At 53.0% G+C, this 14,218-nt stretch carries 13 protein-coding genes and 1 pseudogene; 10 read left to right on the forward strand and 4 right to left on the reverse strand.

Annotated elements, in window-relative coordinates:
- Positions 1-58 precede the first annotated feature (58 nt).
- Positions 59-190 (forward strand): annotated as a pseudogene (locus GW579_RS23855) (hypothetical protein); the annotation flags it as partial.
- A 44-nt stretch (positions 191-234) separates the two neighbouring features.
- Here the strand turns inward: GW579_RS23855 and GW579_RS20445 are convergent.
- Positions 235-903 carry a hypothetical protein gene (locus GW579_RS20445; protein ID WP_152327276.1) on the reverse strand — a complete coding sequence of 223 codons (669 nt, stop codon included), beginning with the start codon at positions 901-903 and terminating at the stop codon, positions 235-237.
- Between the two features lie 189 nt (positions 904-1,092).
- On the opposite strand from GW579_RS20445, the gene GW579_RS20450 reads away from it, so the two are divergent.
- Positions 1,093-2,004 carry an alpha/beta hydrolase gene (locus GW579_RS20450; RefSeq protein ID WP_165061434.1) on the forward strand — a complete coding sequence of 304 codons (912 nt, stop codon included), beginning with the start codon at positions 1,093-1,095 and terminating at the stop codon, positions 2,002-2,004.
- 95 nt (positions 2,005-2,099) lie between these two features.
- Here GW579_RS20450 and malG read toward each other — a convergent pair whose 3' ends face one another.
- From malG to malE, 3 genes are all read right to left on the reverse strand, one after another.
- Complete coding sequence (gene malG / locus GW579_RS20455) at positions 2,100-2,990, reverse strand: maltose ABC transporter permease MalG (RefSeq protein WP_165061437.1); 891 nt, start codon at positions 2,988-2,990, stop codon at positions 2,100-2,102.
- Between the two features lie 13 nt (positions 2,991-3,003).
- The gene (malF, locus tag GW579_RS20460) at positions 3,004-4,548 is read right to left on the reverse strand and encodes a maltose ABC transporter permease MalF (protein ID WP_165061439.1); all 1,545 of its coding nucleotides are present in this window, start codon (positions 4,546-4,548) and stop codon (positions 3,004-3,006) included.
- A 70-nt stretch (positions 4,549-4,618) separates the two neighbouring features.
- Positions 4,619-5,818 carry a maltose/maltodextrin ABC transporter substrate-binding protein MalE gene (gene malE / locus GW579_RS20465; RefSeq protein WP_165061442.1) on the reverse strand — a complete coding sequence of 400 codons (1,200 nt, stop codon included), beginning with the start codon at positions 5,816-5,818 and terminating at the stop codon, positions 4,619-4,621.
- A 376-nt stretch (positions 5,819-6,194) separates the two neighbouring features.
- Here malE and malK point away from each other — a divergent pair, with 376 nt between their 5' ends.
- The 8 genes from malK (at position 6,195) to gdhA (ending at position 14,187) form a co-directional block, all read left to right on the forward strand.
- Positions 6,195-7,304: a maltose/maltodextrin ABC transporter ATP-binding protein MalK gene (gene malK / locus GW579_RS20470; protein WP_120133221.1), complete on the forward strand. Its 1,110-nt coding sequence runs from the start codon at positions 6,195-6,197 to the stop codon at positions 7,302-7,304.
- A 26-nt stretch (positions 7,305-7,330) separates the two neighbouring features.
- Positions 7,331-8,629, forward strand: coding sequence for a maltoporin (locus GW579_RS20475; RefSeq protein ID WP_165061444.1), 1,299 nt, complete (start codon positions 7,331-7,333; stop codon positions 8,627-8,629).
- 226 nt (positions 8,630-8,855) lie between these two features.
- Positions 8,856-9,752: a maltose operon protein MalM gene (malM, locus tag GW579_RS20480; RefSeq protein ID WP_165061447.1), complete on the forward strand. Its 897-nt coding sequence runs from the start codon at positions 8,856-8,858 to the stop codon at positions 9,750-9,752.
- Positions 9,753-9,974: 222 nt separating this feature from the next.
- The gene (locus tag GW579_RS20485; protein WP_165061450.1) at positions 9,975-10,814 is read left to right on the forward strand and encodes an AraC family transcriptional regulator; all 840 of its coding nucleotides are present in this window, start codon (positions 9,975-9,977) and stop codon (positions 10,812-10,814) included.
- Positions 10,815-10,865: 51 nt separating this feature from the next.
- Complete coding sequence (locus GW579_RS20490) at positions 10,866-11,303, forward strand: DUF2000 domain-containing protein (RefSeq protein ID WP_165061452.1); 438 nt, start codon at positions 10,866-10,868, stop codon at positions 11,301-11,303.
- 66 nt (positions 11,304-11,369) lie between these two features.
- On the forward strand, positions 11,370-12,068 hold the full coding sequence (locus GW579_RS20495) for an acid phosphatase (RefSeq protein ID WP_152327267.1): 699 nt from the start codon (positions 11,370-11,372) through the stop codon (positions 12,066-12,068).
- Between the two features lie 175 nt (positions 12,069-12,243).
- Positions 12,244-12,729: a methylated-DNA--[protein]-cysteine S-methyltransferase gene (locus tag GW579_RS20500; protein WP_152327266.1), complete on the forward strand. Its 486-nt coding sequence runs from the start codon at positions 12,244-12,246 to the stop codon at positions 12,727-12,729.
- 114 nt (positions 12,730-12,843) lie between these two features.
- Complete coding sequence (gdhA, locus tag GW579_RS20505; protein WP_165061456.1) at positions 12,844-14,187, forward strand: NADP-specific glutamate dehydrogenase; 1,344 nt, start codon at positions 12,844-12,846, stop codon at positions 14,185-14,187.
- The last annotated feature ends 31 nt before the right edge of the window (positions 14,188-14,218 follow it).

A 14,218-nucleotide genomic window follows, 5' to 3' on the forward strand; every position in this document is an offset into this window, starting at 1 on the left:
GGATGTCCTCATGTGGCTTATGAAGACATTACTAACATCGGGGTGTACTAATCAACGGGGAGCAGGTCAAATCTTACTGCCAATGGCCTCCGCGATGGATATTCCATCGGTTCCAGCAGAACTGTTCTCAAAATTCCAAATCAGCTTCTATTCAGAACCTGTTGATGCAGTTTATAAAGCTTTAGGATGAGCTAGCATAAAAGCAGACTACATAAAGTAATTCCACAGCCTCGCTTAAATTTTCGAGGCTTCGGATTTAATTTCGAGTGCTAACTCAGTCAGTGCGATCATCCGGTCATATCGCATTATTAGTTGGTAGAAAAATATTGAGATGAAGGTTAGCCCTATATACCCGTAAGCGATAGCGGTTACCCAATTATAAGCACCTGGGATTTTGATTAATGTTGCTATGGTAGCCACGACGCCAGGAAGAATACCGAACTTATCAATAGGTCCGATCATAAGTGTCATTCGTTTTTCCAGACATGTTCTTTCATGCTTGACCTCTAAAATTCCTAGTCGCAATTCTTCATTTTTCAATTTAGTGAGGTATGGGAGATATTTCCCATCTATAAAAAACTCAGATTTTATATTGAGATCAACTGAATCACGAAAAGGCAGAGAAAATGACCTTTTTATTTTTGCTCGGTGTGAGTAGATTTTATATGCATTCATGACAGGAAGAGTGATATAAGCTAGTAGAAGTAGAACTATACTTGATAATTTAATCCAATCATTTTTAGTTATATGATAGATAAAAGCAAGTGTTACAGAAATGGCAACTAACACAATACACAAAAGCAGGATAAATACGTCAGAGTCATGTTTTTCTTTTTTTACTCTCTTTCTTTTTTCTTCAATCTCAATTAATTTTAATATATTAAGGTATTTAGTGCTCATCATTATATCCTTATGTTTTTTAAAATAACCGAGATATTCTATCTTATTTGATTTATTTTTGCACAATCATCGATATATATAATTTATTTTCAGATTGGGGTTGATCATTAGTTATAGTAGCTTCAAGATATTTCCTCTTTCTGATAGCCGCATTACACTCCTAAATTCCCCCCACACTCAGGAAGATCCCCCATGCCTCTGGAACCCGAAATCGCCTCCCTCGTTAGTGATTTTATCGCCGCAGGTCGTCCGTCATCACGCAGTCAGACTTATGAGGCACGTCGTGCCGGGTATGTTGATAGCACGGTTTTAGCAGGGGAGATCGAGCAGCGCGTAAATGTTGAAGATGTGGTTATCGATGGCATTTCATTGCGCGTTGTGTCGCCTTCAAATGCGGATGAAATACTGCCTGCGGTGATCTATTTTCATGGCGGCTGTTTTGTGAGTGGCGGTTTTGCGACGCATGATAATCAGTTGCGTCAGCTTGCCTTTTTCAGCGGCTGTCGGGTGATTGCAGTTCAATACCGTTTGGCACCTGAGCATGTTTATCCGGCAGCGCATGATGATGCAGAACGTGCTGCAAATCTGATCCGGGAACATGCCGGGAGGCTGGGTGTTGATCGCCGCCGCCTTGCCTTTGCGGGAGACAGCGCGGGCGCACATATTGCCCTTATAACAGCGCTTCGTCTGCGCGATGCGGGGCATTGGTTGCCTCAGCAATTGGTTCTGATTTACCCGATGATTGACGCCACTGCGTCATCTGCCAGCCATCAGCGTAATGGTTTTGATTACGTCCTCACCAGCGACACGTTGCTCAGCGGTTTTGAAGCTTATTATCCTGACACGGATTTTATGCATCCCGAAGTCAGTCCGTTATGGCGTGATGATTTCTCCGGGCTGCCGCCGGTGTATATCATTACAGCCGAATACGATCCGTTATGCGATGAAGGTGAAATGTTGTTTACCCGACTGACGGAACAGGGCGTCAGCTGCACAGCGCAGCGTTATCCGGGCGTTATCCACGGTTTTTTCCAGCTTGGCGGAATCAGCCAGACGGCGCGAAATGCCATGCGCGATATCGCAGCCCGCCTCAGCACTCTGTAAGCCATGAATTTTCAGACAAAAAAAAGCGGCCTGTCAGGCCGCTGAAGACACAGGGAATCAAACAAATGGAACAAGCGCATTAGATTTTAAAACAGTTAACCTTTCACCCCGCCTGCCGTCAGGCCGCCGACCAGCCAGCGTTGGGCTATCAGGAACACTGCCGTAATCGGGATGGCAGACAGAATTGCGGCAGCCGCGAAGTCGCCCCACAGGTAGTTTTGCGGGTTGAGATACTGCTGCATACCCACCGCCAGGGTGTAGCTGTTCACGTCGCGCAGTAACAGCGATGCTACCGGCACTTCGGTAATCGCTGCGATGAATGACAGAATAAAGACCACTGCCAGAATCGGCACCGACAGCGGCAGCAGCACCAGGCGGAAGGCCTGCCACGGAGTGGCACCGTCGAGTGAGGCGGCTTCTTCCAGCGAGCCGTCGATGGTTTCGAAATACCCTTTGATGGTCCAGACGTGCAATGCGATGCCGCCCATATACGCGAAGATCACGCCGCCGTGGGTGTTCAGCCCGAGGAACGGCACGTACATGCCGAGGCGGTCGAAAAGGGCGTATAACGCCACCAGAGAAAGGACCGCCGGGAACATCTGGAAGATCAGCATCCCTTTAAGCAGCGAGCTTTTACCGCGGAATTTCATACGGGCAAAGGCGTAGGCGCAGGTAGTGGAAAGCGCCACGATCCCGACGGCGGTGATCCCGGCGATCTTGATCGAGTTCCACAACCACAGCATCACAGGGAAGGGCGGCGGCGTAATGCTGCCGTCACTGTTGGTCACTGCAATTCCCAGCGCCAGTTTCCAGTGATCCCACGAGACCTGATCGGGGATCAGGCTGCCGGTGGCGAAGTTACCCGGCCGCAGCGAGATGGCGAACACCATCAGCAGCGGGAACAGGATCAGCGCCAGAAAGCACAGCAGCAAAAGATGCGTCACCAGTAATCTGACTTTTTGCGACTTAGGCTTAACCATTGGCATTTTCTGTTTCTCCTCAGTCGAATTTCATGCGTGAAGCTTTCAGGTTCACGATAGCCAGCGCGCCTACCAGCAGGAAGATCAGCGTGGCAATCGCCGCCGCCAGCCCGAAGTCCTGCCCGCCGCCACCTTCGAAGGCGATGCGGTAGGTATAACTGACCAGCAAATCGGTGTGTCCGGCCGGTGTGGTGGTGCCGAGCATGTCCGGGCCGCCGTTGGTCAGCAGCTGGATCAGCACGAAGTTATTAAAGTTAAAGGCAAAACTGGCGATCATCAGCGGCGTCAGCGGCTTGATTAACAGCGGCAGCGTGATGCGGAAAAAATTCTGCATCGGCGTGGCACCGTCCATTGCCGACGCCTCATAAAGGTCGTCAGGAATGGCTTTCAGCAGGCCCATGCACAGGATCATCATGTACGGATAACCGAGCCAGGTGTTGACGATAATGATCATGCTTTTGGCGGTCATCGGATCGCTGAACCACGCCGGTTTGATACCAAACAACGCGCTGAGCATCAGGTTGATTTCCCCGAAGCTCTGGTTGAATAACCCTTTGAAAATCAGTATCGAAATAAAAGCCGGAACCGCATAGGGCAGGATCAGCAGGATGCGGTACGCTGCTTTGCCTTTAAGCTCTTCCCACTGCACGACGCAGGCCAGCACCATGCCGACGGCGACGGTCAGCACCACGGTCAGCAGCGCGAAAACAATCGTCCAGACGAAAATAGACAGGAAGGGTTTTTGGATCCCTTCGTCATGCAGTACACGCAGGAAATTTCCCCAGCCGATCCCGACGGTAAAACCGGGGCTGAGTTGTTCGGCCTGCCATTCACCCTGCGAATTCACTGCCTGATAGAAACCGGTTTTCATGTTCGGGCGATAAATCGTGCCAGTCTGTACGTTGGTCAGCTGCTTATGGTCTTCGCCCAGCTTGTACAGCGGCTGCGTGCCGGAGAACTGGCGCAGGGAACTCATGCGCAGCGTTTCGCCGTCGGGTAAGTGAGCCGAAAGCTGGCCCAGCGCCGCCCGGTTTTGAGTTACTACGCGCAGCCCGGCTTTTTCAGCAGAAGGGGCAGTTTGCGGAAGCATCTCCAGCGTTTGTGGCGCAGAAGCGTTAAAGGCGAAAGGTGGAGAAACCAGCGTCTCGCTGTTATCCGCTGACGTCAGCGCCAGCTGCCATTTATCACCTGCCGGATAGAGGGCAAAGTTCAGCGCTTTTCCGCCCTGAAACTCACGTCCCATCAGAACGGATTGCGTACGTTCGAACGTCAGCTGGTTGGTGCTGCTGTAGTTGGTGAAGGCGATCGCGATGGTACAAATCAGCGGGAACAGGACAAACAGCCCCATTCCTGCAAGTCCAGGGTAAACGTAGCGCCATGAATACGCGTGACGGTTACCGTAAATGTATAGGCCGAGGCTGGACAGTATCAGCGTCAGAACGGCAAAAAGGGTTTCACCCTGCGCATACATCAGCACGATCAGATAACCGGTAAAGCAGGCGAGCAGGCTGATCACCAGCCATTTTAACGCAGTGCTGAACGGCCGTTTTTTTCGAGCATTCATAGGGAAATCCTTTTATTCACGGCGCGGAACCCGTGAGTCCCGCACCGTTCATTGAGCTAATGCTTCGGCATTACTTGGTAATGCGTGTTTCGACGTCTTTCAGGGCTTGAGGAACAGTCTGACGGCCATTTACTGCGTTGATGATGGCGCTGCGTTCTGCGTACCAGAAGGCGCTCATCTGCGGAATGTTTGGCATGATTTCGCCATTCTTGGAGTTAGCCATCGTAGCGGCGATGCGCGGATCTTTTTCCAGCTGTTCCTGATACGTTTTCAGCGCCACGGCGCCCAGTGGTTTGTCTTTGTTGACCAGAGCCAGACCGTCGTCGGTGATCAGATAGTTTTCCAGGAACTCTTTCGCGAGTTCTTTGTTCGGGCTGGCGGCGTTGATCCCGGCAGTCAGTACACCGACGAACGGTTTAGACGGTTTGCCGTGGAAGCTCGGCAGCAGCGTCACGCCGTAGTTGATTTTACTCTTGTCGAGGTTTGACCATGCCCACGGGCCGTCGATGGTCATCGCGGTCTGGCCTTTGTTGAACGCGGCTTCGGCAATGGAATAGTCGGTGTCGGCGTTGATGTGTTTGTTTTTCACCAGATCGATGATGAATTGCAGGCCAGCCTGAGAACCTGCGTTATTTACGCCGGTGTCTTTGATGTTGTATTTGCCGTTTTCATACTTGAACGCGTAACCCCCGTCAGCGGCAATGATTGGCCAGGTGAAATACGGTTCCTGCAAGTTCCACATGATGGCGCTCTTGCCTTTGGCGCGCAGCTCTTTGTCCAGCGCAGGGATTTCTTCCCAGGTTTTTGGCGCTTCTTTAATGATGTCTTTGTTGTAAATCAGCGACAGCGCTTCGACCGCAACCGGGTAGCCGATCAGCTTGCCGTTAAAGGTCACGGCGTCCCAGGTGAACGGGAACAGTTTGTCTTTGAAGGCCTGATCCGGGCTGATTTCAGCCAGCAGGCCGGATTGTGCGTAACCGCCAAAACGGTCGTGCGCCCAGAAGATGATGTCAGGGCCGTCGCCGGTGGCTGCCACTTGCGGATATTTTTCTTCCAGTTTGTCCGGATGTTCTACCGTGACTTTAATGCCGGTGTCTTTCTCAAACTTCTTACCGACTTCCGCCAGACCGTTATAGCCCTTGTCACCGTTGATCCAGATGACCAGCTTTCCTTCTTCTATTTTGGCAAACGCGGAAGATGACAGCACCAGGGTAGCCAGCGCCGAAAGTGCCAGTGTATTTTTCATGATCTTCTTAATGCTGAGGCTCATAATCCAGTCCTTTTATTCCTGTTAGGAGTCGGTTTTCTTCCCGTCTTAGACGGAAAAGGCAAGGTACGACGCCAGTGTGGATTTAACCCGTCAGGGCTTCATCATCCCCCCCTCTACGCCCCCGTCCCTCAGAATGTGATCCCGCCGACACTCTCAGGCGTTATGTGGCTTATCACTCAAAAAAATGGTTCGTTTTTTGCCATTCAGATCACGAATTTGATTTTTGACGTGAACTTTCATCCGGTTGCATGAATTGGTCATCCTCCCTGCTCCTCCCCCATGAAAAACTTTGTTACGGATGATTACGCTTAACCGCTAATCCTTCACTCTTCGTTGCATTGAGATTTCCCGCTGGCAGCAAGTACAGGAGTTCAGGATGGCGAGCGTTTCCCTTAACAGCGTGTACAAAGCCTTTGGCGAAACCGTGATTTCCAGCGACATCAATCTGGAAATCGAAGAGGGCGAATTTGTAGTGTTTGTCGGGCCATCGGGCTGCGGCAAATCGACGTTGCTGCGCATGATTGCCGGCCTGGAAGACATCACTTCAGGTGAGTTAAAGATTGGTGATAAACGTATGAACGAAGTGCCACCTGCGGAACGTGGGATCGGCATGGTGTTCCAGTCTTATGCGTTGTATCCGCATTTGTCCGTCGCTGAAAACATGTCTTTCGGCCTGAAACTGGCGGGCGCGAAAAAAGCTGAAATCAACCAGCGGGTGAATCAGGTCTCCGAAGTATTGCAGCTGGCGCATCTGCTCGACCGTCGCCCGAAAGCGCTTTCCGGCGGACAACGTCAGCGCGTGGCGATTGGCCGTACGCTGGTCGCTGAACCGACGGTATTCCTGCTCGATGAGCCGCTTTCCAACCTCGATGCCGCGCTGCGTGTGCAGATGCGTATCGAGATTTCCCGTCTTCATAAACGCCTGAAACGCACCATGATTTACGTGACGCACGATCAGGTCGAGGCGATGACGCTGGCCGATAAAATCGTGGTGCTCGACGCCGGACATATCGCGCAGGTCGGTAAGCCGCTCGAACTCTATCACTATCCCGCCAACCGTTTTGTCGCCGGTTTTATCGGCTCTCCGAAAATGAATTTCCTGCCGGTGAAAGTCACCGGCGCTGAACCTGCACGCGTGCAGGTCGAGTTGCCAAACCGTCAGCAGGTCTGGCTGCCTGTCGAAGGCACCGACGTGAAAGTCGGCAGCAACCTTTCACTGGGTATCCGTCCTGAACATCTTCTGCCAAGCGACGTCGCGGAAGTGACGCTTTCCGGTGAAGTCCAGGTCGTCGAGCAACTGGGTAATGAAACACAGATCCACATCCAAATTCCGGCAATTCGTCAGAACCTGGTGTACCGCCAGAACGACGTGGTGCTGGTAGAAGAAGGTGCAACATTCGCCATCGGGTTGCCACCACACCGCTGCCATCTGTTCCGCGAGGACGGAACTGCATGTCGCCGGTTACATCCCGAATCTGGTGTTTGAAAGCACGCGATCCCCTACAGGAGAAAATGATGATTACAATGCGTAGTTCTTCCCTGGCGCTGGCAGTGGCTGCCGGAATCCTTTCTACACAAGCAATGGCAGTAGATTTTACCGGTTATGCCCGTTCGGGCATTGGCTGGACGGGCAGCGGCGGCGAGCAGCAATGTTTCAAAGCGACAGGCGCTGACAGTAAATACCGTCTGGGTAACGAGTGTGAAACCTATGCGGAGTTAAAACTCGGTCAGGAAGTGTGGAAAGAAGGGGATAAGAGCTTCTACTTCGACACCAACGTAGCGTATTCCGTATCACAGCAGAACGACTGGGAGTCAACCGATCCGGCTTTCCGCGAAGCAAACGTGAAGGGTAAGAACCTGATCGAATGGCTGCCGGGCTCCACCATCTGGGCCGGTAAGCGTTTCTACCAACGTCATGACGTTCACATGATCGACTTCTACTACTGGGATATTTCAGGTCCGGGTGCCGGTCTGGAAGATGTGGATCTGGGCTTTGGTAAATTGTCTCTGGCAGCGACCCGTAACACCGAAAGCGGCGGTTCCTACGGCTATATCGCCGATCAGCGTAACGAAGTGCCAACGTCTAACGACGTGTTCGACGTTCGTCTGGCAGGCCTGCAAACTAACCCGGGCGGCGTGCTGGAATTAGGTGTGGATTACGGTCGTGCCAATGCGCGTGACGGGTATTCCTTCGCAGACAATGCGACCAAAGACGGTTTCCTGGTAACTGCGGAACACACGCAAAGCATCTACAACGGCTATAACAAATTCGTACTGCAATACGCCTCTGACTCCATGACCGATCCGGGTCAGGGCGCGGCAAACGGCCACTCCAACGGTGCCGCTATCGATAACAACGGCAGCATGATCCGCGTTCTCGACCACGGTGCCATCGACTTCAACGATACCTGGAGCCTGATGTACGTGGCGATGTATCAGGACGTTGACCGCGATAACAATAACGGGACAACCTGGTATACCGTCGGTGTCCGTCCGATGTACAAATGGACCCCGATCATGAGCACCTTGCTGGAAGTCGGTTACGACAACGTGAAATCCCAGCGTACCGGCGATCGCAACGGTCAGTACAAAGTCACCCTGGCGCAGCAATGGCAGGCTGGCGACAGCATCTGGTCACGTCCGGCCATCCGCGTGTTTGCAACCTACGCAAACTGGGATGAAAAATGGGGCTACGACACTGACAGCGGCGCAAACAATGGTTTAGCGATGAATGACACCAGCACAAGAACCTTCAGCCGTGGTAATGACGATGAAGTGACATTTGGTGCCCAGATGGAAATCTGGTGGTAATTCTCTTTGTCCTTTGAGCCGCAGGTGCGTTAGCTGCCCTCACTCACCCCGGTCACATACTTGTGTATGCTCCCGGGGATGAGTTCAGTTGCCGCCTTCCTGCAACTCAAATGACGTCGAGAATCTTTGCCAGTTTTCAAAAGTACAAGCAGTAAAGAAGATGTGCTGGCTGGCGGTTGTCCGCTGATGACCGCCAGCCTTCATGGTGATTTCAAAGGAAACAATAATGAAAAAGAATCTGCTGTCACTGTGTCTGTCGCTGAGCCTGCTGGCTGCTGCACCTGCGGTCGTGAATGCTGCGCAGAATGATGCGAATACCGCTCCGGCGATTTCCAGCCAGACCTTACGCAACCTTTCATGGACGCCGCTGGTTCCGCCAGTGACGCAGGATGTGACACTTGGAACCTCCAGCGCACAGATTAATCAGGGGCAAATTCAGGGTGCCGTCGGGGCATTTGCATTGCCTGCCGACCGGGGTTCACTTGAAATTACGCTGACCAGTATCGCGACCGGTAAAACCGTGTATGCGCCAAATGTTCTGGTGCTGGATGAGCAGATGCGTCCGGCAGCCTTTTATCCTTCCAGCTATTTCCCGTATCAGAAACCAGGTATCGTCTCCAGCGACCGTCTGGAAGGCACGCTGAAACTGACGCCTGCACTGGGCCAGAAACAAATTTATCTGCTGGTTTACACCACCCGTCAGGATCTGGCTGAAACTACGCAGATGGTGAACCCGGCGAAAGCCTTCGCCGCTGGCGTAGGTAACGCCGTGCCGGATATCCCGGATCCGATTGCCCGTCACACCCCAACCGGTACGCTGAGCCTGAAAGTCACCGCTGAACAGAAAACCGGTAACGTGATGATTGGTCAGTTCCTCCCGTCATCCGCACCGGCGGCCGCTGCGCCGGTTGTGGTCGGCAGCACCCAGGCACCTGCACCCGTGGCAGCCCCGGCGAAACCGTCTGAACCCATGCTCAGCGATTCAGAAACCTACTTTAACGACGCGATTAAGAAAGCAGTGAAAGCCGGAGACGTTGATAAAGCCCTGAAACTGCTCGATGAAGCCGAACGTCTGGGTTCGAAAACTGCCCGTAAAACCTTTATCGAAAGTGTGAAACATTAAGTGTTTTAACTCCTCCCCCTGCGAAGGGTGAGGTTGGGAGGGGGTTTTAAGGGCTAACACTTTGTTTAAATACATTTTAAGTTCTTGGTTTTGAACTTCATACCCCACCCCAACCCTCCCCTTCGCAGGGGAGGGAGCACACCGTGCCATACCACAATATCCTCATTTCTTTTTCTCCCTTCTATTTGTTACCCTGTTGTTAATTCATTCGGCGGGGGATCTATGGCGTCTGCAAACTGGGTCGATTTATCGAAAGATAAAGACAGCGGGATCGAGACGATCCACGCCCATTTCGAAGGCCATGCGTACGATCCTCACTGGCATGACAGCTATTTAGTCGGCGTTACCCAATACGGATTGCAGCAATTCAGCTGCCGTCGTCAGAAACATCAGAGCCTGCCGGGTAAAGTGTTTATGCTCGAGCCGGGCGAAATTCACGACGGCGATGCGGTGCAGCCCGGTGGTTTTACGTACCACATGTTGTATCTCGACCCGCAATGGCTGGGCCGCGAACTGGCAGCACGACGCGATTCCCTTTCTTCTGCCGGTGACCCGAGTTTCGAAAATACCTTAGCGCAGGATCCGCAGCTGGCGCAGGCGACGTCGCTGGCGTTTCAGGCACTGCATGGCAATGACTTGCGTATCGTCCGCCAGACTGCGCTCGACGGATTGCTCAGTGCGTTGGGCGGGCATCTCACCTGGCAACCACCACGTCCGGAGGGCGAAGCGCCGTGGTCACGTGTGGCGCATCGGGCGCGGGAATATCTGCACGCGCATTTGCACGAGGATATCGGCCTTGAGCAACTGGCGGCGGCGACCGGTGAAAGCCGTTTTGTGGTCAGCCGTGCGTTTAAAGCCGAATTCGGATTGCCGCCGCATGCGTATCTTATTCAGCTGAAACTCACCCGTGCGCGGGAGGGGCTGGCGCTCGGACACACGCCGGCCACCGTCGCAGCAGATTTAGGGTTTGCCGATCAGAGCCACCTCGGGCGCTGGTTCCGCCGTGCTTATCAGCTCACGCCAGCACATTACCGGCGTCTGTGCACAAATCTTCCAGATTGAGAAAAAGTGACGGGTTAAGCTCAGATTTCAACTGAAACGGAGCCTGTCATAATGAATACGCCTGCCACCCCTTTATCTTCGCTGCCCGAACGCTGTGTGATTGTCATCAACCAGCAACTCGCCGCCGGACATGCCGCTAATGCCGCCGCTGTACTGGCGCTGACGCTCGGACAACGCCATCCGGCGCTGGTGGGCGCGCCGCTGATTGATGCCGATAACCGTGAACATCCGGGGCTGATCCCGATCGGTATCAGCGTGTTAGTGGCCGATGCGGAGCAACTGACGCAACTGCATCAGCATCTGCTTAATGACGATGATATGGACGGCATTATTTTCCCGGTCGAAGGTCAGCAGACCACTGACTATGCGGCGTTTCGTGAAGCGGTCGCCATCGTGCCAACCGGTGATTTAGTGCTGCTGGGGATCGCGCTGGCGGGGAAAAAGAAAGTCGTCAGAAAGCTGACCGGAAAACTCGGCCTGCTGGGCTGAATTTGTCATTTAACCGTCATATTCCTTCTCTATTCTCCTGATATTCAAAATATCAGGAGTTTCACCGTGCGTAAGTCACTTGTCGCTTTACTGCTTTTCACTCTGGGTTCGACGTTTGTTGTTCAGGCTGCTGACGAAGCGAAGCCGTTCATCACTTCTGAACAGCTTGATCTGACGAAGTATTTGCCTGCGCCACCAGCTGATGATTCCGCTCAGACCAAAGCCGAGCTGAAAGAATTACTGGAAATTCAGGCGACCCGTACGCCGGAACAGGAAAAAGCGGCGATTGCCGATGCTGAAGAAAACGTCTGGCGTTATGCCGATGTGATGGGCCCTGATTTTACAGCCGAAAAACTGCCGAAAACCGCCGCGCTGTTTGACCGCGTCGTCGCGACGGAAGACGTGGTGGACGATCACGCCAAGAAAGCGTTTAACCGCCCACGCCCGTATATGCTGGATGAGCAGATTCATCCACTGCTTAAAAAATCCAAATCCGGTTCATGGCCCTCCGGGCACTCCACCATTGGTTACCTGATGGCGACCGTGCTGGGCGAAATGGTGCCGGAAAAACGTAATGCGCTTTTCACCCGCGCCGCCGGTTATGCCGAAAATCGCCTGGTGGCCGGTTTTCATTACCGTTCTGATACCGTGATGAGCCGTACCGGTGCCGCGCTGATTGCGCAGAGAATTTCTGAAGAGCCTGAATTCAAAGCTGAATTTGACGCCGCAAAAGCCGAGCTGCGGGCACAGATGGGCCTGAAATAACCACATTTCTCTCCGGCAGTATCCCTACCCCTGAAGCGTTACATTCAACAATGTAACGCTTTCATTTTTCGAAGATTCTCTGGAAGACATCCCGCAAATCCCTGTTTTGCCTCTTGGTCTGTTTCGCGGCTTTCCGGTAAAGTGGACAGCGTATAACAGGCTGAGGAAAGCACAAATGGAATACAGATTTAAGCGGGTAGAATCACCGGTCGGATTACTCACACTGGCGGCAAAAGGCGACAAGCTGACGGCTATCTTGTGGGAATGCGAAATCGATGGCCGGGTGAAACTGGGCGAAATGATGGAAGACCCGACGTTTCCCATTTTGCTGAAAACCGAACAACAGCTGAATGAATATTTTGCCGGTAAACGCACGCGCTTTGAGCTGGATCTTGATTTCACCGGCACCGAGTTTCAGAAAGAAGTCTGGGCGGCACTGCTGGAAATTCCCTTTGGTGAAACGCGCAGCTACAGCGATATCGCCCGACGTATTGGCCGCCCGAAAGCCGTCCGTGCCGTGGGTGCCGCCAATGGCCGCAACCCGATTTCCATTGTCGCGCCGTGCCATCGGGTAATTGGTGCGTCCGGAAAACTCACCGGTTTTGCGGGTGGTCTGGATAACAAAGCATTATTACTTAAGCTGGAAGGCCGTAAATCCTAGGGTTTTTATCGGGTAAATAAATCACTTGATGTCCGCTTGTCAGTCGATGCATAGTCAAAAAATAAGCAGCAAATAACAAAGACAACATCACTTACGAAACGGAGTTTTACCCTCATGGATCAAATTCATTCCCTCGAACAGTTCTTATCCTCAGTTCAGCAACGCGACCCGCATCAGGTCGAGTTTTCTCAGGCCGTTCGTGAAGTCATGACCACGCTCTGGCCGTTCCTCGAACAAAATCCGCAATACCGGCGTTCTTCTTTATTAGAACGTCTGGTGGAACCGGAGCGCGTGATTCAGTTCCGCATTGCGTGGGTTGATGACAAAAATCAGGTACAGGTAAATCGCGGCTGGCGCGTGCAGTTCAGCTCGGCCATCGGCCCGTATAAAGGTGGCATGCGTTTCCACCCGTCGGTCAATTTATCAATTCTGAAATTCCTCGGTTTTGAACAGACGTTTAAAAATGCGCTGACCACGCTGCCAATGGGCGGCGGGAAAGGCGGCAGTGATTTCAATCCGAAAGGTAAAAGCGAAGGCGAAATCATGCGTTTTTGTCAGGCGCTGATGCTGGAGCTTTATCGCCATCTTGGGCCGGATACGGACGTACCGGCGGGCGATATCGGCGTCGGTGGGCGTGAAGTCGGTTATATGGCGGGGATGATGAAAAAACTCTCCAACAACACTGCGAGCGTGTTCACCGGTAAAGGCCTGTCGTTTGGCGGCAGTCTGATCCGCCCGGAAGCCACCGGTTATGGCCTGATTTATTTCACTGAATCCATGCTTAAACGTCACGGTCTGGATTTTGAAGGCATGCGCGTGGCGGTGTCCGGCTCGGGTAACGTGGCGCAATATGCGATTGAAAAAGCCATGTCGCTGGGCGCGCGCGTGATTACGGCGTCAGATTCAAACGGTACCGTGGTCGATGAAGCCGGTTTCACGCCGGAAAAACTGGCGCTGCTGGCGGAAATCAAAGCCAGCCGCGATGGCCGCGTATCTGATTACGCACAAAAACTGGGGTTGACGTATCTCGAAGGCCAGCAGCCGTGGAATGTGCCGGTAGACATCGCGCTGCCGTGCGCTACCCAAAATGAGCTGGGCGTGGAAGCGGCCCGGGTGCTGATCGCCAACGGCGTAAAAGCCGTGGCGGAAGGCGCAAATATGCCGACGACCATTGAAGCCACTGACCTGTTCGTTGAAGCGGGCGTGTTGTTCGCGCCGGGTAAAGCGGCCAATGCTGGTGGCGTGGCGACGTCCGGGCTGGAGATGGCACAAAACGCCGCGCGTCTGAGCTGGAAAGCTGAAGAAGTGGACGCACGCTTACGTCACATCATGCTCGATATTCATCATTCATGCGTGGAGTACGGCGGTGAAGGCAGGCAGACGCAGTATGTGCGCGGCGCCAATATCGCCGGTTTCGTGAAAGTCGCGGATGCCATGCAGGCGCAGGGCGTGCTGTAACCTGAAAGTCCGTTGCAGAAACAATATAGCC

It is taken from the genome of Rahnella contaminans, from assembly GCF_011065485.1.
Taxonomy (GTDB): domain Bacteria; phylum Pseudomonadota; class Gammaproteobacteria; order Enterobacterales; family Enterobacteriaceae; genus Rahnella; species Rahnella contaminans.